This is a genomic window from Paenibacillus sp. PK3_47 (assembly GCF_023520895.1).
Taxonomy (GTDB): domain Bacteria; phylum Bacillota; class Bacilli; order Paenibacillales; family Paenibacillaceae; genus Paenibacillus_AQ.
Genome location: NZ_CP026029.1, coordinates 3,023,746 through 3,041,251, shown reverse-complemented (window position 1 = coordinate 3,041,251; position 17,506 = coordinate 3,023,746). Strand labels below are relative to the sequence as shown.

16 protein-coding genes are annotated in these 17,506 nt (G+C 53.6%); 6 read left to right on the top strand and 10 right to left on the bottom strand.

The features are described 5' to 3' along the window. Window positions 1-3: 3 nt before the first annotated feature. Both C2I18_RS13505 and C2I18_RS13500 read left to right on the top strand, forming a co-directional pair. Entirely contained in the window at window positions 4-1,122 is a 1,119-nt protein-coding gene (locus tag C2I18_RS13505; RefSeq protein ID WP_249901657.1) for a glycosyltransferase family 4 protein, read from the top strand. A 151-nt stretch (window positions 1,123-1,273) separates the two neighbouring features. Further along, on the top strand, window positions 1,274-1,600 hold the full coding sequence (locus C2I18_RS13500; RefSeq protein WP_249901656.1) for a P-II family nitrogen regulator: 327 nt from the start codon (window positions 1,274-1,276) through the stop codon (window positions 1,598-1,600). A 108-nt stretch (window positions 1,601-1,708) separates the two neighbouring features. Here the strand turns inward: C2I18_RS13500 and C2I18_RS13495 are convergent, their stop codons facing one another. Beyond that, window positions 1,709-2,950 (bottom strand): DUF445 domain-containing protein, encoded by a 1,242-nt coding sequence (locus C2I18_RS13495; protein WP_249901655.1) that lies wholly within the window; start codon window positions 2,948-2,950, stop codon window positions 1,709-1,711. A 306-nt stretch (window positions 2,951-3,256) separates the two neighbouring features. Here C2I18_RS13495 and C2I18_RS13490 point away from each other — a divergent pair, with 306 nt between their 5' ends. The 3 genes from C2I18_RS13490 (at window position 3,257) to C2I18_RS13480 (ending at window position 7,384) form a co-directional block, all read left to right on the top strand. After that, the gene (locus C2I18_RS13490; protein ID WP_249901654.1) at window positions 3,257-4,144 is read left to right on the top strand and encodes a Cof-type HAD-IIB family hydrolase; all 888 of its coding nucleotides are present in this window, start codon (window positions 3,257-3,259) and stop codon (window positions 4,142-4,144) included. Then, entirely contained in the window at window positions 4,141-4,596 is a 456-nt protein-coding gene (locus C2I18_RS13485; RefSeq protein ID WP_249901653.1) for an Imm30 family immunity protein, read from the top strand. The genes C2I18_RS13490 and C2I18_RS13485 overlap by 4 nt, the downstream gene beginning before the upstream one ends. 460 nt (window positions 4,597-5,056) lie before the next feature. Next, window positions 5,057-7,384 carry a UvrD-helicase domain-containing protein gene (locus tag C2I18_RS13480; RefSeq protein ID WP_249901652.1) on the top strand — a complete coding sequence of 776 codons (2,328 nt, stop codon included), beginning with the start codon at window positions 5,057-5,059 and terminating at the stop codon, window positions 7,382-7,384. A gap of 84 nt (window positions 7,385-7,468) precedes the next feature. On the opposite strand, the gene C2I18_RS13475 is transcribed toward C2I18_RS13480, so the two are convergent. After that, window positions 7,469-7,705: a DUF6953 family protein gene (locus C2I18_RS13475; RefSeq protein WP_249902113.1), complete on the bottom strand. Its 237-nt coding sequence runs from the start codon at window positions 7,703-7,705 to the stop codon at window positions 7,469-7,471. A 160-nt stretch (window positions 7,706-7,865) separates the two neighbouring features. On the opposite strand from C2I18_RS13475, the gene C2I18_RS13470 reads away from it, so the two are divergent. Continuing rightward, entirely contained in the window at window positions 7,866-8,243 is a 378-nt protein-coding gene (locus C2I18_RS13470) for a hypothetical protein (protein ID WP_249901651.1), read from the top strand. A gap of 89 nt (window positions 8,244-8,332) precedes the next feature. On the opposite strand, the gene C2I18_RS13465 is transcribed toward C2I18_RS13470, so the two are convergent. The 8 genes from C2I18_RS13465 to C2I18_RS13430 all read right to left on the bottom strand — a co-directional run bounded on the left by C2I18_RS13465 (window position 8,333) and on the right by C2I18_RS13430 (window position 17,440). Next, window positions 8,333-9,109 (bottom strand): ABC transporter permease, encoded by a 777-nt coding sequence (locus tag C2I18_RS13465; RefSeq protein ID WP_249902112.1) that lies wholly within the window; start codon window positions 9,107-9,109, stop codon window positions 8,333-8,335. Between the two features lie 18 nt (window positions 9,110-9,127). Further along, window positions 9,128-9,904 carry an ABC transporter ATP-binding protein gene (locus tag C2I18_RS13460; protein ID WP_249901650.1) on the bottom strand — a complete coding sequence of 259 codons (777 nt, stop codon included), beginning with the start codon at window positions 9,902-9,904 and terminating at the stop codon, window positions 9,128-9,130. A 30-nt stretch (window positions 9,905-9,934) separates the two neighbouring features. Continuing rightward, a complete protein-coding gene (locus C2I18_RS13455) occupies window positions 9,935-10,969 on the bottom strand; it encodes an ABC transporter substrate-binding protein (protein WP_249901649.1) in 1,035 nt (344 codons plus the stop codon). 30 nt (window positions 10,970-10,999) lie between these two features. Continuing rightward, a complete protein-coding gene (locus C2I18_RS13450) occupies window positions 11,000-12,454 on the bottom strand; it encodes an aryl-sulfate sulfotransferase (RefSeq protein WP_249901648.1) in 1,455 nt (484 codons plus the stop codon). Window positions 12,455-12,669: 215 nt separating this feature from the next. Next, window positions 12,670-13,215: a MarR family winged helix-turn-helix transcriptional regulator gene (locus C2I18_RS13445; RefSeq protein WP_249901647.1), complete on the bottom strand. Its 546-nt coding sequence runs from the start codon at window positions 13,213-13,215 to the stop codon at window positions 12,670-12,672. Window positions 13,216-14,039: 824 nt separating this feature from the next. Continuing rightward, window positions 14,040-15,164 carry a TolB family protein gene (locus C2I18_RS13440; protein ID WP_249901646.1) on the bottom strand — a complete coding sequence of 375 codons (1,125 nt, stop codon included), beginning with the start codon at window positions 15,162-15,164 and terminating at the stop codon, window positions 14,040-14,042. 117 nt (window positions 15,165-15,281) lie between these two features. Next, entirely contained in the window at window positions 15,282-16,748 is a 1,467-nt protein-coding gene (locus C2I18_RS13435) for a sensor histidine kinase (protein WP_249901645.1), read from the bottom strand. Further along, a complete protein-coding gene (locus C2I18_RS13430; RefSeq protein WP_249901644.1) occupies window positions 16,745-17,440 on the bottom strand; it encodes a response regulator transcription factor in 696 nt (231 codons plus the stop codon). Before C2I18_RS13430 ends, C2I18_RS13435 begins: the two co-directional genes overlap by 4 nt. Window positions 17,441-17,506 lie beyond the last annotated feature (66 nt).

Here is a 17,506-nt window from a genome sequence, read left to right as displayed (position 1 = left end):
ACCATGCATATTTGTATCATAGCGCCGGAGCAGTTTCCGGTACCGGGCAACGGTTCGGTGGAGATCTGCATCTGGGCGATTGCCAGGAAGCTGGCCCGCAGGCACAAAGTAACTGTTCTGAGCCGGAAATCACCGGGACTGCCTGAATCGGCCGAGCTGGAGCAGGTGAGAATCTGCCGCTTGCCTTCAGGCAGCCCCGCCCGTTATGAAGCTTCTGTCCTTACATTTCTGGAGAAGGAATCCTTCGATGTCATCCAGATTGATAACCGTCCGCTGCTGATGGCAGCCGTGAAACGGCAGCATCCCCGGACCCCTGTGCTGCTCTTCCTTCACTCGCTGACATTCGTGCCCGCGGAATCCAGAATTGCCCGCAGTCTTGCCAGAGCTGACATTATTGCCGTCAACAGCCGCTCGCTGCAGCATAAGCTTGGCCGCCGTTTTCCCGGCCTCAGCAGGAAGCTCAGCGTGGTCCCGCTCGGCGCAGACCTGAGCCGCTTCACCCCTCTTGAAGCCGCAGAGCGGCAGCGGCTCCGCAGGCACTACGGGCTTCCTGCAGTATTCACCGTACTGTTTGTCGGCCGGTTAATCCCGCGCAAAGGCGTTCCAGTGCTGATCCGGGCTACAGCCCTTCTAAATAAGCGCCTGCCGGCCCATCTGATTATTGCCGGACACGGCAAGCCCAAATATGTGCGGCGGCTGAAATTAATGGCCCGGAGACTGGGCGTATCCGCGACTTTTACAGGCAATATCAACCATGAGGATATTCACGGCCTGTATCAGGCTGCCGACTGCTTCGTCTGCCCTTCCCAGAGACATGAATCCTTTGGTCTCGTAAATGTGGAGGCTATGGCCTCGGGGCTGCCGGTCATTGCTTCAAGTAACGGAGGCATCCGCGAGATCATTGAGTCGGGCCGAAACGGTTATCTGGTTGAGCATTACCGTGAGGCAGCCCCTTTTGCCAGAACGATACTTCGGATTGCACGCAATCAGGGGCTGGCGGCAAAGATTGGCATGCAGGGGCGCAGCGACGCGCTGCGGACCTTCGAGTGGCAGCATACCGCTCAGCAGCTGGAGGAACGTTACCGTTCCATTTTGCCGCAGAAGCAGGGGAGTCAGCAGTAAGGGCTTCTCTGCCATGCGACAAAGTGTCAGATGGAATTTGTGACCCTTATCGCAGGATATGGCAGGCAGCCAATATTATATTGTTATTGTAAGCGTCGCCATTAAGGCTACCCCTACAACACATTTTTGGCTGTAGAAAGGGTGCATTGTGATGTTAATGATTAAGGCAATCATCAGGCCCGAGAAGGCGGATGAAGTTATGGCGGAATTGATGCTCGCGGGCTTTCCCTCGATCAGCAAGATGGATCTGCTGGGACGCGGCAAACAGAAGGGCATTCAGGTGGGAACCAACCACTACAATCAAATCTCCAAAAAGATGCTGATGATCGTAATCAATGATGATGAGAAGGAGGATGTCATCAGCATTATCATGAGAACCGCGCGGACCGGTGAACAAGGTTCCTTCGGTGACGGCAAAATCTTTGTACTCCCGGTGCTGGAGGCCTTCACCATCAGTAACGGTAAAAATCTGCTGTAGTCAGCATTACGCAGCGGTCCACAGATTCAATGGAAAAAGGCAGCATAACATTCTCTGTCGGCAAGCCTGCCTTCAGAGGTGTTATGCTGCCTCTTTATCTTCCGTTCTTTAAAACAGCTGGGCTACCGTAAGCACAAGGCCTACTACAAAGCCGCAAACTGCGCCGTTGACACGAATCCACTGCAGATCCTTGCCCACCTTGCTCTCCAGCATGTCCACCAGGGTTGCATCGTCCATCTGATCAAGGTTTTCTTTGACCAGAACTCCGATCCGGTAGTGATTGGCTTCGACAAAGGAAAGGAGCGAGCCGCGGATCCGGTCTTCCCAGCTCTGAATCCATTCCTGCTCCCTGCTGATGCGGCGAACAAGCATGGCGTACAGCGAGAACAGCCTGCGGCCCCCAGCAGCGCTTTCTTCATCCAGCAATGTAACGGCTTTGCCGCGGAGCAGTTCCAGCTGCTGCTGCACGAACTCTCCTGCCGCTTCTCCCTGAAGCTCGCCGAGCGCCCACTCCTTGAGCTGTGCAATCTTAGACTCATCGTTCACCAGCTGGAACAGGGCAACACGGATTTCCCGGATGACCTGCTCACGGTACGGGCTGTCCTCCTCACGGAAATCACGGATTCCGGACTGCAGCATGCCCTGGAGCATTTCTCCCAGCATATCGGCATCCACAAATCCGACAAAAGCCTGAAAAGCCATGCCCTTGAGTCCTCCGAGCTTCACTTCCGCCAGCTTTTCACTGGCGATCCTGCCAAGCAGGGCTTTCGTTTCAGGACGGCTGCTCCAGCCCGAAATCCCTTCAAGCGCGTAATCCAGTGCGGCAACATCCTTGCCGTCATTCATCAGTCTGGTAAGGATCGTATCAGCCGCAGTACCAAGCTCAGCTTGGCGGAGGTAATCCGCTGCGGCTGATTGGAGGTAAGGCACCGCCTTCTCTACCGGAAGCCGGAGCACTACAGCACGGGCCTGCTGCAAAATTTCAGTTCTGACCTTTCTTCTCGCCAGAAACTTCGTAAGCATTGTGCTGCCGAGCCTGACAAATTTGATTTTGCCCAGCTTGTTCTCAATGCTCTGCTTGTTCAGCAGTTCAGTCTCCATGGCCGAGATCAGTGACTGCACAATCTTATCCCGGTTCTTGAGCAGAAGTGAAGTATGCGGTATCTTCAGGCCCAGCGGATGACGGAACAATGCGGTAACTGCAAACCAGTCGGCGATCCCGCCGACAAGCCCCGCCTCGAAGCCTCCTCTCAGCAGAATGACTGCCAGATTCTCCGGTAAAAACAGGGTAATCAGAAAACCGCAGGCCATAAAGGCAAGCGATATAGTAGCTAAATTCCTGGATTTCATTGCTATCCCCCCTACATACAACTCAAGCTGCACTTTCTGCGGACAGGCGAAACACCCCAGTCCCGGTCAGCAGGGCGCGGCCTGCATAACCCGGCCGTTCGCTTGTTGGTCTGAATCCCATTGTACCACGTGTGAAATCATTTTTCGAAAGCCCCCTTTATTACCCCGCTGCAGCCTTTTTATCACATCTGCTTGAAAATGGATTTTTTACTTTCAGATAATTAATGATAAGATACAAGCAACGATTTCACGGCCCATGAAGGGGCACCATTTTACCACAATACGCAAAAAAAGGAGTATAACATCATGCTGATTGCACTTGATATGGATGGAACACTGCTGAATGAGGAGGGCAATATTAGCCCCGAGAACCGGGAAGCCATTGTTCAGGCACAGAAGCTGGGGCATATTGTAATGATCGCCACCGGACGCTCATATATGGATGCTGAACGGCAGCTGCGGCTGGCAGACCTGGAATGCCCTGTAGTCAGCCTGAACGGAGCGGTAGTGACACTGCCTGACCGGACTATCGCGGCGAGCAAGCCGCTGAACAAAGAAGACATCATTCCTGCACTGCGCTGGATGAATGAAATACCCGATTTGTATTACGAGGTGTATACCGAAGACAATGTGTATGTAGAGCTTAACAAGCGGGTAAGGCTGGAGAAGTTATCCTCGCTGAGCGATGAAGAGGTACCCGAAGAAGTCAGCTGGCTGCTGAAGGCGATGATCGACCAGCAGTTTCAGCAGGCCGCTGTTACCTATGTAGAGAGCATGGAAGAGATTTGGAGCAAAGAGGAGAACGTCATCTATAAAACGCTGGCTTTTTCATTGAACCGGGAGCTGCTGAAGGAAGCCTCGACACGGTTTGCGGCCATTCCCGGCCTGATCATCACCGCATCCCATGTGAACAATATTGAAGTCAACCATCAGGATGCTAATAAAGGCGCCGCTGTCGGCATGCTTGCCGCCCATTTCGGCATCCCGCCGGAACAGGTGGCCGTAATGGGCGACAGCTACAACGATCTGCCGATGTTTGAAATGGCCGGTTATAAAATTGCGATGGAGAATGCCGCTCCGATTCTCAAGGAAACCGCCGATTTCATTACACTGAGCAATGCAGAGCATGGTGTCGCCGCCGGACTGCGGCATCTTCTGGAGAAGCAGCAGGACCCGGAAGGTAAGGTTCAATGATCATGTATCCCGGAATTGCCCAGCTGTATGAGAACCGGCTGCTGCGTACGGAGCTTGAATTCGAGCGGTTTGATCAGGCACTGGAGGGTCTGGCCGGTAATATGGAGGATGACGTCATCCGGCAGATTTTCAAAGTGTTCGACGACGAAACCGAGCAGGAGGAGGTTATGTTCAGCCTCGTGCATTTTGTAGAGAGCTACCAGCAGGAAATGTATCTGACCCAGCTGCTGGAGTCGCTGCCGGATATGCTGGAAACGGCCCGCAACTGGGCCATTATTTTGAACAAGAGAATACTGAATGAAGACCACTGGCTCAAGGACTACGCCGCTATTGCCAGCGGCATGCCGCCGCAGGTACAACGGAGCCTCGCCTTTCTGCTGGAGGAAATCAAAGAGGAGAATCCCCGCAGGTTCGAGCGTAAGGCCAATTACATTCTTAGCAGGATAAAATAGCGCCGGGCGCACGGAATAACCTATATACCGTGTATACCGTGCCGTTGGGCCACAAAAGGGCCAAGTGTATGCGGAGTTTCTAATACATTGTGCCCCTGCGGCGCTCAAAAGACCAAGTGTATGTAAACTCGGCCGTGGGTGTCGATCAGTTGCTATGGATTCCAGCCACTGGAGCCTTGGCCCGGCCTGCCCTGCATATTATCGAGTTTCCGCATGTCCCCATTCACTCCACCAGCCCTCTCATCCTTAGTCCCGCCCACCCTCTACATTCTGAGCTCTGCAGTTATTTGATTTTTCATCTCACCCTCCAGCAAATTTTGCTTATTTCTCCAGCATTTCTTTCAAAATAACAGCCTCCGGGTTTCTATACAGAGAGGGAAACACAGTGGTATAGTGTAGATTGGCTAAAATCCTGACTATAACTTTATAACTGCAATGTTAATAAACGAAGGTGAATTCAATGAACAAGCTTTTATTTCATAATATACCGCTGGGCGCCAGCGGCGAACGCATCCCCCAGGCCGCGGTAGCGTCGGCACGGACCAGCCGCGAAATGGTAAAACCGGAGGATGCCGATGCCGCTTACTTCCGCAGGCTGGAGGAAGGCGGAATTCTGCTGAACCAGCCGCAGATCGCCGCCGTCCGGCATTTCCAGGGACCGCTGCTGACCCTGGCCGGAGCCGGCTCCGGTAAAACCTCGGTGCTGATCTGCAGAACCGGTTATTTGCTGTCTGTGCGCGGCATTGCGCCAGGCCGGCTGCTGCTGCTGACCTTCTCCAGCAAGGCAGCAGCGGAAATGCGCGAGCGGATCGCCCTGCTGCCGGGCGTGAGCAAGGACGATGCTGCCCGGCTGCAGGCCCGCACCTTCCATTCCTTCTTCCTGTACTTCCTGCGCCGCCAGGGGCTGCAGCAGGATATCTTCTCTGAGACCCGGCGCCAGCACATTCTGCTGAAGCAGATTATGCGGGAGCTTGGCCTGCCGAAGGACGCCTATCCCCCGGAGACGCTGCTTGCCCTGCTCTCCTCCTGCAAAATGAATATGGGTGAACCGGAGGAACTGCCGGAGAATACGCCGGCCGAGCAGGAAATGAAGGCCATTCTGCTGCGTTATGAGCAGTGGAAAACCGATCATTTCAAAATGGATTTTGATGATGTGCTGCTGTTCGCCTACCGGATGCTTAAACAGCAGCCTGTCCTGCTGCAGGAGCTGCAGCAGAAATATCAATATGTAATGGTGGATGAGTTCCAGGATACGAATGCGCTGCAATATGAACTCGTCAAAATGATTGCCTACCCGCAGCAGAATCTGATGGTGGTCGGCGATGATGACCAGACGATCTACTCCTTTAACGGGGCACGCAGCGAGTTCATTCTGGAGTTCGAGAAGCTGTACAAGAATGCTAAGGTGATCACTCTGGACATCAATTACCGTTCAGGACCGGCGATTGTCGGTCTGGGCAACGGGATTATCCGCCATAACACGCGGCGGCGCTCCAAGACCCTGCAGGCGGCAAGGGGCACCGGCCGCCAGCCCCGATATTTCCGCCCGCAGACTGCAGACGAGGAAGCCGAGCAGATTATTGAGCATATCATCAGCGAGGTCAGCAGCGGAGACAGGGAATACCGTGACTTCGCCCTGCTGTACCGGGCATCCAGCAGCAACCGGGCCATTCTGGAGCGCCTGCTGCTGCGGGATGTTCCCTATGTTGATTACGGGGAAGGCCAGCTGCTGTATGAGCACTGGCTCATTTCACCTGTACTGGACCATCTGCGGCTGTCGATGAACCGGCGTGATTTCGCCGCCATGGAGAACATCCTGCCGACGCTGTACATGAACCGGGAGAAAGGGATGGAGCACATCCGCCGGATGGAGGCAGTCCAGCCGAAGCAGGGACCGCTGATCCATCTGCTCTCGCTGCCGGGGATGGAGGATTTCAAGGGCGCGAAGCTGCGGGAACGGCTGGAGCTGATCCGCGGACTTGCCGGTGTAACTCCGCTGCAGGCGATCCGCCAGATCCGCACGAAATTTTATGATCATTTCATTGAAGCCAATGAGCGCCATCAGGCTACCCTGCACCGGGAGACGCTGAAGGAAATGCTGGACGAGCTTGAAGCTTCGGCGGAGCGGTTCAGCAGCATTCCCGTCTTTCTGGAGTTCATCGATAATATTACCGAGCGCAGCGAACTGAGCCGCCAGCCCGGTCTCAAGGAGCAGGGCAACCGGGTAGCCCTGATGACCATCCATAAATCCAAGGGACTGGAATTCCCCGTAGTCTTTCTGATCGGGGCCTCCGAAGGCATTCTTCCGCACAGCTCTGCGCTGGAGAGCGAACGGCTGAAGGAGCGGAAACCGGCCAGGTCCGGAGCCGTAGTAGTCGACAAGGCTGCGGCAAATGCTGCCATGGCGGCGCTGGAGGAGGAGCGCAGACTGGCTTACGTAGCGGTTACAAGAGCCCGGGAGGAGCTGTTCATCAGCTCCCCGGCAAGACACCGCGGCAAAAAGGCGGAAGTCTCCCGCTTCATGCTCTCCGCTTTCCGTTCAGCTGCACCAGCCTCCGCTCCTTCCGCAGCGTCGGGCCCCCGCAGCCGGCCGGCGGCGGCGGTACGGCCAGGGGGCAGGCCTTCCGGAACAAGAACCCACACTGTTCCCGTCTGGAACTGCGCCAGCGCAGCCTGCAAGGGCTGGACCCGGATGAAGGCCGGCGGGGCCGAGGACCATCTGTCCTCCAAGCCCTGTCCGCTCTGCAGCTCCCCCATGGAGAAGAGCACCCGGGAGGTTCCTGTGTAGCAGGCACATATCAAAAAGACCGTTGCGCCCACCGCAACGGTCTCTTTATAATGACTGTATATTGTCCGCCCGCAAAGAAAGGGATCAGGTCCAGGCCCACATAAATCCGTCACGGTCCCAGGCAATTCTCCCGCCGTGCAGCTTGCGGAAAGCTTTCTTCACATCCTTGGATAATGAGGCGTTGCCGTTCTCGTTCACAAAGACGAACTGCTCCCCAAAGTTTGCCTTCACATATTCAATCGCGGCCGTCTGGTGAAGGGTTCCGGTGAATCGGATCTCCTTGACCATCCATTCGGCTACTTCCTGCGCTGTTACTTCCATATAGAGCAATGCCCCTTTCAATAGTACCGCCTGAATCCTTCCCATTATACCATGAACAGCAGCCCGTCCGGGAAATTGCACCATCCTTAGAAACTTAAATGGTTCTCAAGCGTCACTATGTACAGAATTAAAGGTTTCCAGCAGTATGGAGGGATCAATAATGAACATGAACAGGGCATATCGGGAGCTTTTTTTAAATACAACGGTTATCTCACTGGTCGTCAGCCTCATCTTTGCAGGTATAGCCGCTTCATTCATTCACTGGGGCTCATTTGTGGTTTCCTGGGGATTTGATTTTCTGCTTATCTTTCTCCTTGTCTACTTCTATAACCTCGTCGTGAGTGTCCTGAATTTTGCTCTGGCGAAATTGTGCCGCTCTACTGCTTTACGGCTTGCACTGTTTAACAGTGCCGGACTGCTGCTCACCGCGCTGCCTGCCTATAAACTGGAAGCTTTGTATATCTTCAGCCTGTATGCTTCTTTTGTGATTCAGTCGGCAATCTCTGTGTTTGGCCAAAAGACAGCAGACCGCACATAAGCTGCAGCTATGCCCCGGCTGCAACGCAGCAGGGCAGCCGCCCGCTGTTCCAGGCCGCTGCTTTATCAATATGCCGCTCTTTATAGAGACTACCGCTTCCGCGCCGCCGCACTAACCACACCGTAACGGTACAGCACCTTGCGGCCGAACCAATTGAACAGCCGGTCTGTAAAAAAGCCCATAAAACCCAGGCAGAACAGCCCGACAAAAATCCAGTCCGTCCGGAAAAACAGCCGCGAATTCCAGATGAGATAGCCTACACCTTCGTTGGAAGCAATCATTTCCGCCCCGATAATCGCCATATAGGAAGTCCCCATAGCCAGACGCACACCGGTAAAAATATACGGGGTCGTAGCCGGAACAATGACGTGCAGCAGAATCTGCCACTCGCTTGCCCCCATACTGCGGGCGGAACGGATTTTATCCTCCTCGACAGACATAACGCCAGTCAGCGTATTCAGCACGACAATGAAGAAGGTTGCGTACATGATCAGCGCGATTTTGGACTGCTCCCCGATGCCGAACCAGACCAGGAACAGCGTGATGAAGGCGATCGGCGGAATGAACCGGATAAAATTCAGGAACGGCTCCGCGAAAATACGGATCACATGGACCTTTCCGATAATCAGACCTACAGGAATGGCCAGCAGACTGCCCAGCACCCACCCGACCAGCACACGGTAAAAGCTGATTCCGATATACTGCATGAGCGTCCCGTCCGCAATCAGCTCCCGTCCGCCCTGGAGCGTAGCCCAGGGTCCGGGAATGACGTCAGGTCCGTAGATCAGCGCGCCAAGCTGCCAGATGCAGAGTGCGGCCAGCCACAGCAGCGTGACGGAAACCCATTTTTTCTCAATCCACTTCATCATGCTTCACACCCTATCCTATTCTTCGAAATGGCCCTGAATTTGGTTGTACAGCGAGTAGAACTCCGGTGAGGCGACATCCCGCGGAAAAGGCAGCGTGTTGTCGTAAATATCGGTAATGTTCGAGGATGGGCCGACAGACATAATGCCGATCCGTTCACCAAGCAGCAGTGCCTCCTGGATATCATGGGTCACAAAAATTACGGTCTTGTGCGTCTCGCGCCAAATGTTCACGAGCTCCTTCTGCATCGTCCGCCGGGTCATTGCATCCAGCGCACCGAACGGTTCATCCATCAGCAGAATGGCCGGATCGTTCGCCAGCACCCGCGCCAGCTGCACACGCTGCTTCATGCCGCCTGACAGCTCCTTGGGGTATTTCTCCTCATGGCCTTTTAAGCCGACCAGACCGATATACCGGTCCGAAATGCTGCGCCGCTCGCCTTTGGGCGTCTTTTTCATCCGCAGTCCGAACTCCACGTTCTCACGCACGGTCAGCCACGGGAACAGGGAAGAGTCCGCCTGCTGGAATACAACGGCACGGTCCCGTCCGGGTTTGTTCACTTCCACATTATCCACCCGCAGGTTGCCTCCAGATTTGGAGACGAACCCGGCAATCATATTCAGCAGTGTCGATTTTCCGCAGCCGCTCGGGCCGAGCAGTACGAAAAACTCCCCGCCTTTAATCACAAGATTGACATCTTTGATAATGTAATGGACGTCTCCGGCTGCAGGTTCGCTGTAGCTTTTGCGCAGCTGCTCGATATGGATGGCATTCTGCCTGGCAGTTAAAGCCATGTGGACACCTCCTGAAAAAGTTGGTTGATATTAATTACCGTAAGTCACTGTATCCGGCAGCACCTGCTTCAGCGGCTCCAGATGAATGGTGCTCTCCAGATCAAAATCCTTCTCGATGATTCCCGCTTCGATCATGTATTTCTTCTGGCCGGCCAGACTTTCATAAGCTGCGGGGGTGAAGCCGATGATCCATGGATTTAAAGGCAGATCCTTCAGCGTATTCTCCTTCGGCTGCTTCACTTCCCTGTACATCAGCTCTGCCACTTCCTCAGGATGCTCCTGGGCATAAGTTGAGGCTTCATCCACCGCTGCCAGGAATGCGCCGATCCCTTCCGGATTTCCTTTAATAAATTCATCTCCGCTTACAATTCCCATACCGAGCCGCACAGGGGTTTTGGACATATCGCTCAGCTCATGCACGCCTTCCAGCGCAGCGAGCTTGTCAACGAGCGCCGAACCGATCACCCAGGCCGCATCAATGTCACCCTGCTTGAGCGCAATAAAGGCTTCATCAAAACCGCCCTGACCAGTCAGAGTTACGTCGCTTAGTGCAACCCCCTGCTCTTTCAGATACTCATCCCACAGATACGGAATAAAGGTTCCCCGGATAAAGCTGAGGTTCTTGCCCTTCAGATCTGCCGCAGACTTGATTTCATCCCTTACGTAAAGCTTCCAGGCTGCAGCGGCCTGATCTGTAGCCTGGCCTGCGGAAGCAATAATGGAATATCCGCCCTTCGACACTGCATTCAGCACCGGAAAATCTGCACCGTACGCTACATCCACCTGTTTGATAAACAGGGCGTTTACGCCCTCTGCCGGAGATGCGAAAGTGATGATTTCCGCGTCAATGCCATGGTTTTTGAAAAATCCCTTATCCGCCGCAACCCGGAAAACCGGGTTGGTGTTGGTGTCGGCGATTTTAATCTTTAAGGCTGCGGGCTGGCTGCCTGCAGCTCCTTCAGAAGCCGCCGCATCTCCCTTGGAGCTGCAGCCGGACAGAATAACAACAAGTGATAAGGATAAGAGCAGAAAGGCTGAACTATACCATGTTCCTGTTTTTTTCAAAACGATTCACCTCTTTGTTTGAGTAATAGTCTAACCTTTGTTCTGAAGGACACCCTCATCTGCCGTAGCGACACAGGCGGCTCCCTCCACAAACGGCAGCGTGGTCGCTACACTTACTACAGAATCCGAGCCCTTCGGCGCGGCACCCGGTACTCTGAAGGTGGTTACATCTATCGGATCAATTGCGGTTTCCTGCGGCTTCTCGATCTGCGGTACCCACGTATAAGGCACACGGTAGGAACGGTAGACCATATTCGTATTTCTGCGGTCTGTGTAAGGAGAGATATACTCCCAGACGATTTCATGCTCTGCTGTAACCTCGAACAGTCTGCCGTTTGAGCCTTCTGTAATCAGCGTATTGCCGTTCGGAAGGCGCTGGGCCGAGCTGATGTACGGACTGTAAAATTTATAGGAGTCGGTAGGGACAGAGAATCCGGCTTCCGCCGAAGTGTACTGCCACTCGATCTCGAACGTTACCGGGTTGATCTCCAGAATCCGCGAGTGGTCGCGTACTGCATTTTTCTGGCCATAAGGGGATGCAGGGTTCGGCAGTCCGTAACCGCCCCAGCCGCCGTTATCAAATACGAGCAGGTTGCCTTCACCCGGCAGGCCCTTCGGAATGATATGGGCATGATGCTGGCCGATAATCCAGCCGATATGCTTCACCTCAGGCAGGGAGTAGTCCGGTCCAAGCCGCCAGACAATGGCTCCCGTCGCTCTGTCGGTGATGGCGATAATGTTCGCTTCACGGGCATCCCAGATAATGTTGTCCGGGTGGAAACGCTCGTCTCCGTTATCATAAAATTTATTCGGTCCTACATAGGAAGCCGAGTTAATATGCAGCCAGTCGCCTACACCGCCGCCCAAGTGACCGAAGGAACGGGTGTTGGGATCGCGGAACAATACATTGCGGGCCGCTTCATCAAACCCGAGCTCGGCAAAGTGATCGCTGGCCTGCCACTCCCAGGTGATATTTCCTTCCCAGTCCACTTCGATAATCGTGTCATCCAGCAGCTCTTTATTGGAGATTTCATGATTATGCAGATTCTTGTGGGCGAGGATCAGCGTTTTGCCGCTGTGTACTTTAGGTTCAAGGCCAGGGGCATAGTAGCCTACCGGATTGCCTTCCCGCTGATAGTCATGATGCTGGCGGGCATACCACAGCGGTTCATAGCCGGGGTCCTCAATGTGCTCATAGCCGTTAAACTTCCAGACAATATTGCCGTCCCAATCCACCTGCACCAGATCGACATTATCCTGGATGCCGAACTTTGGATCTCTTCTGCCCGTGCTGCCCAGCACGTAGCCTCCGGGGAGGATTTTGGCCGGGAAACCCAGCAGTCCCTTCCACAGATGCACCTCTTTGCCGTTCATATCGATCAGCACGACTCCCTCTTCGCCTGCCTGATAGACGGTATAGCCGCTCCATGCCTTGGCCGGGTTAAATACAGTTGCTCCAGTCGGGTAAATGGTTGAATGTCCCATGATCATCTCTCCTTAAAGTTTTGTTAGGATTACTTCATTGAATCGACTTCGTACAAAACTCGCTTCGGAAGCATTTGCTTAAGTTTTGTTAGGATTACTTCATTGAATTGGCTTCGACAAAACTCGCTTCGGAAGCATTTGCTTAAGTTTTGTTAGGATTACTTCATTGAATCGACTTCGTACAAAACCCGCTTTATAAATCTTCTTCGTTGTTATCAGTAGTTAAGGTATTTGTTCTCTGACGCGGATCTCCGCGGCTTCTGTTCAAGACCCGGAGGGGCCGGAGCTTCGGCATTGTGCTGCGCCAGCTTAAGCAGAGTATCGGAGAATCCCTCCAGATTCCGGGTAATCCGCTCATAAAAGCGGCTCTGCTCTGCAAGCTCCTCCTCCGTAAATCCCTCGAACAGAAGCGTAATACATCGGTCCCCGATATTGCCGTTACGCCGGACCATTTCCCGGCCTTCGGCAGTAATGTCGAGCAGCACCGTCCTGCGGTCATCCTCTTTGCGCCTGCGGACCGTGAATCCTCCAGCCTCCAGCTTATCGCTCAGCGCCGTGATCGCACCGGACGTGAAGTCGAGCTGCTCGGCCAGATCGCCAAGCCGCTGCTCCCCGTCACGGATAATCTTTTGAAGAATCAGCATTCCGGGCAGGGTTATCCCCTCCACACTTACGCGGTCGCGCTCCTTGACGAATCTCCGCACCATTCTGCGGAACAGATAGTCGGCTTCCTCCAGCTGCTCCCATTGCTTATCCGTCATCCTTTCCCACCTTCTGCCCACCTGCCAACCAATACTCCCCCAAAAGTGAAGCACTGCCTTGATGCGTATTCAGGTACTTTGCGCAGGCCCTAAATTTCAGATACATCAAAAAAGGCTCCCGGCACACTCCCTCCATAGGGTAGTGATGCGGGAGCCTTTGGCGGTCCAATCGGCTCAAATTATTATTTCACTGTTCATTTAATTAGCGGTGAACTATTGCTGTAATCATATACCCCTTTAATCCCACCTGTCAAGTGTGAATTTATAATTTTGTATTGTACCAGGATTGATTTACAGGAAGGCCGATGAAAGAAAATAGATGGTGAGCGTTTTTTTCCGCCCTGTTGATTAGCTGTAACTATGGATAATGGTCTTGGGGAGCGTGAGCAGATCAAGCTAAGTGGAATTTCTCCATCTAATCCTCTGGTAAATTCCGTTATTACAATACTAGCGGGAAAAACTCCAATTAAATGTACCCGATGAGGCTCTGAAAGCCTTTATCTTCCCGAATAGCAGGAGAATTTCCAACTAAAGCTCATAAATGATGAAAAGGAACCGGATTAGGCGGAGGAAATCCACTTAAGCTCTGGAGCACTTAATTCAGCCAGTTAAAGCACCTTTTTATGACAAATCAACAGACATGCAGGAAAAGAAACGCAATAAATCTTCTTGCCGCCCGGTAGCGGCGCCTTCGTAATCCTCATTAAATCAGCAGCATCCCCGCTGCATTCTACCCTTCCCTGGAAAATCCAAAAAGTAAAAGGACAGTTTCCCGCAGCTTTTTTTACAGCTGTAGAGAACTGCCCTCTTCATTGTCTACCCTCTTACGATAATCTGATTACATAGGTAATAGCCTGATAGGCATCATCTTTAAGCACTGCCGATGCGGCGAGCAGCTTTTTGCCGGAAGGGCTCCAGCGCAGCGGGTTGGACGCCTCAATATCACTAAGGATCTGCGTTTGTTCGCCTGTCTCCACTTCGGTAATGAATACACCGTCCTGGTCCGAGCCGGCATCGGCGGCGGTCAGTGAATACGCCAGCTTGCTGCCGTCCGGCGACCAGCTTGTGCCGTAAATCTGCTGCCCGGCAGCCAGCCGGGACTGCTGTTCATTGCCTTCCGTATCGGTAAGCATCAGCACCATCTCCCCCGGCTCGGTCCGTTTGACAATCGCCAGTCTGCTGCCGTCCGGCGACGGAATCACCCAGGCCACATTTTGGAGAATTTCTCTGGATTCCTGTGTCTCCGTGTTGTACGCATACAGCCCCATATCTTCGCCCATAACATAGTAGACTGTGTTCCCTGACTGCACGACTTCATGAACATACGTACCTTCCGGTTTCACAACCGTCTCCTGGGTACCGTTAACATCAGCTTTGCGGATCGCCCCCTCCATATCGGGAAAAATAAAATGCCCGTTATCGGCCCACTTGCCTTCCTCGCTGCGAAAGGGCATGTCATTCACCTTGACCGACCTGCCTGTCTCCAGGTCCATGATAAAGCCAAAACCGGCGAAATCCTCCATCTCCATGTACAGAAGATGCGTTCTGTCAGGCGACAGCTGGGCGGCGCCATAATTTTTGCTGCCTTCCGCGAGCGGCGTCTCGCCGCCTGTCGGAAGATCGCGGAGGTAGAGATTATGCGGGTAACGCTCCTGCCCTTCCACGGTCTCAGGCTTAAGCGCACGGTTCTCCTTATCTACTACAATGCTGTCTTCATCAGCCCAGTCCAGGCCGCGCACATGTTCAATCTTATCGATACCTTCCAGCTGCAGTTTGGTATAGACTGATTCGCTGGTATTATCCATTACGGTAATTTTGGTGCCCGACTGCTCCACGATCCGGCGGGTCTCCGCTTCTCCGGTACTGCAGGCCGCCGCAGTCAGCAGTACCGCCACACTTAAGGTGATCAGCCCTATCCTGCTCCAGCTGCACTTAATTTCAGAATCCATAGCTGTTCCCCCTACTGGTTGTAACTTGCTCCAAGTCTACCCGAAGAGTATTTCCAAAGGATCGCTAACTGTTTCCAGCTTGTAAACTTATGCCTGCATATTTGATCAAGAGACCTGTTACGGTACTGCCGGAAAAGAAAGCCGAAACGCTGAACCTTCCCCGCCTTTTTCCAGCAGCGTAATGGTCCCGTTCTGTTTCTCTACCAGATTGCGTACCAGTGACAGTCCAAGCCCGGTTCCGCCCGATTGTCTGGAACGGTCGCGGTTGACGGTATAGAAAGGCTCAAAGATCTTGTCCCGCGCTTCTTCCGGAATGCCTATCCCTGAATCTTCAACCGTAATCCACACCCGCTCTTCCTTTGTCCTGCAGGATACATGAATACTCCCGCCAGGAACATTATATTTGATCGCATTGTCGAGCAGATTGATAAAGATATGCATAAAGCTCTCCCTGTCCATCCAAATATGCGCCGGCTCGGTATCCAGCGTAATCTGAAGCCCATAACGCTCAGCCTTGCCATTCATCCGTCCGCAAATATCCCGCAGAACTTCCGCCGCCTCAAGCCGTTCCGCCTGGGACTCAAAATCATATTTCTCCAGCGCAGTCAGCTGCAGCACCTTCTCTACCATTTCATACAGCCGCTGGGTCTCCTTGGCGATATTGGCCTTGGCATCAAGCAGCAGCTTGGGATCATCATCATACATATCCAGCAGATCCACATAAGCCTTAATCGAGGTCAGCGGTGTTTTGAATTCATGGCTGATATTGCCGATATACTGCTTCTGCTGCTGCTCCAGCGCCTGAAGCTTGGTGACAGCGAGCTGCAGCTTACGCTGCTCCTCATCCTTGGCGGCAATGCTGGACTCAATCTCTCTGCTCATAAAATAAATGCCTTCCCCCAGCTCGCCGAGTTCATCCCTGCGGGTCAGCGGCGGAGCAGAGATATAATCGGCGCGCCGGATGGATTCCGCCGCCTTTTTCAGCCGCCCGATAGCAGCGGCGGCGCGGTTAAAATACAGATAACCTATGATGAAACTGAGGGCCAGCACCGCCGCCCCTGTAGTCAGGAACAAATTGAACAGCGTCTGCCGGAAGCTCCGTGAATCCTTCAGCGAATACTGCAGCTGCACCACGCCCATCTGTGCATCCGGTCCCTGCAGCGGAGCGAGGTATAGGAGTGTGTCGCCCTTATTCAAGTAAGCAATCTGGTTGCTGAGCGCAAAGCCCAGCGCACCGCTGACATCCTGTACAGGCTGCACCGTCTCGCCTTGGATCGAGGTACCTACCTGCTGCCCTTCGGCATCGTACAGCGTGACTTCAAGACCCGTAAATCCGGCCAGCTCTGAGGCAAGTACCCTGCCGCGCGTCTGCATGAACATCTGCGGCTCCAGCCGGGCCCCTGTATAATACGTCTGCTTCACCCGTAAATTAACGGTTTTGACATACTGGGCCAATACATGCTCTGTCTGGTTCCGCTCATTGCGCTCAACACCGCGCAGCACGAAGTAACTCAGCACACTGATCGCCAGAATCAGCAGCACCGCAAGGAAAAGGCTGAATTTCAGCTTAATGCTGAACCTCATGATAAATTCCCCGCCGGTACAGCTTTATAACCTACCCCATACACCGTCTGCAGAATATTCTGGTACGGGTCACCCAGTTTTTTGCGCAGACGCTGGATATGTATGTCGACCGTCCGCGTGCCCCCCGCATAGTCCATCTCCCACACCTGCTCCAGCAGCTCCTCACGCATATAGACCCGCTGCGGATGGGAGAGCAGGAGCAGAAGCAGATCAAACTCCTTGGGAGTCAGTTCCAGAGCTGCACCTCCAAGCTCGGCTGTACGCCGCTCGGGATGGACCTGCAGCGCTCCGTACTCCATTACGCCATTACGTTCTTCACCGGACTTCTTCTCCAGCCTGCGCAGCAGGGCCTTGACCCTGGCCAGCAGCTCACGGATCTCAAACGGCTTGGTCATATAATCATCTGCGCCGAGCTCCAGACCGACGATTTTATCCACAATGTCATTTTTGACAGTCAGCAGAATAATGCCGATATCATCACGGTCCTCAAGCTTGCGGCAGACATCGTAACCGCTCAGCTTCGGCATCATCACATCCAGCACCAGTACATTGGGGCGGAAGGTCTGCACCTTCGAGAGCGCCTCTTCGCCATCGGCTGCTGTATCCACTTCATAACCTTCGCGTCGTAATGCGTAGGCGATTGCGCTGGAAATGCTCTGTTCGTCATCGACAACCAGTATCCTTTTATCCATCAGGGTCACCCTCTTGCTCTGAATTTCGATCCCGCAGCATGGTTCTATTGCTGTTAGTATACCTTT

Excerpts from the sequence above, each read along its gene's own strand:
- C2I18_RS13505 (WP_249901657.1), top strand. The coding sequence starts at position 4 with ATGCATATTTGTATCATAGCGCCGGAGCAGTTTCCGGTACCGGGCAAC.
- C2I18_RS13500 (WP_249901656.1), top strand. The coding sequence starts at position 1,274 with ATGTTAATGATTAAGGCAATCATCAGGCCCGAGAAGGCGGATGAAGTT.
- C2I18_RS13495 (WP_249901655.1), bottom strand. The coding sequence starts at position 2,950 with ATGAAATCCAGGAATTTAGCTACTATATCGCTTGCCTTTATGGCCTGC.
- C2I18_RS13490 (WP_249901654.1), top strand. The coding sequence starts at position 3,257 with ATGCTGATTGCACTTGATATGGATGGAACACTGCTGAATGAGGAGGGC.
- C2I18_RS13485 (WP_249901653.1), top strand. The coding sequence starts at position 4,141 with ATGATCATGTATCCCGGAATTGCCCAGCTGTATGAGAACCGGCTGCTG.
- C2I18_RS13480 (WP_249901652.1), top strand. The coding sequence starts at position 5,057 with ATGAACAAGCTTTTATTTCATAATATACCGCTGGGCGCCAGCGGCGAA.
- C2I18_RS13475 (WP_249902113.1), bottom strand. The coding sequence starts at position 7,705 with ATGGAAGTAACAGCGCAGGAAGTAGCCGAATGGATGGTCAAGGAGATC.
- C2I18_RS13470 (WP_249901651.1), top strand. The coding sequence starts at position 7,866 with ATGAACATGAACAGGGCATATCGGGAGCTTTTTTTAAATACAACGGTT.
- C2I18_RS13465 (WP_249902112.1), bottom strand. The coding sequence starts at position 9,109 with ATGAAGTGGATTGAGAAAAAATGGGTTTCCGTCACGCTGCTGTGGCTG.
- C2I18_RS13460 (WP_249901650.1), bottom strand. The coding sequence starts at position 9,904 with ATGGCTTTAACTGCCAGGCAGAATGCCATCCATATCGAGCAGCTGCGC.
- C2I18_RS13450 (WP_249901648.1), bottom strand. The coding sequence starts at position 12,454 with ATGGGACATTCAACCATTTACCCGACTGGAGCAACTGTATTTAACCCG.
- C2I18_RS13445 (WP_249901647.1), bottom strand. The coding sequence starts at position 13,215 with ATGACGGATAAGCAATGGGAGCAGCTGGAGGAAGCCGACTATCTGTTC.
- C2I18_RS13440 (WP_249901646.1), bottom strand. The coding sequence starts at position 15,164 with ATGGATTCTGAAATTAAGTGCAGCTGGAGCAGGATAGGGCTGATCACC.
- C2I18_RS13435 (WP_249901645.1), bottom strand. The coding sequence starts at position 16,748 with ATGAGGTTCAGCATTAAGCTGAAATTCAGCCTTTTCCTTGCGGTGCTG.
- C2I18_RS13430 (WP_249901644.1), bottom strand. The coding sequence starts at position 17,440 with ATGGATAAAAGGATACTGGTTGTCGATGACGAACAGAGCATTTCCAGC.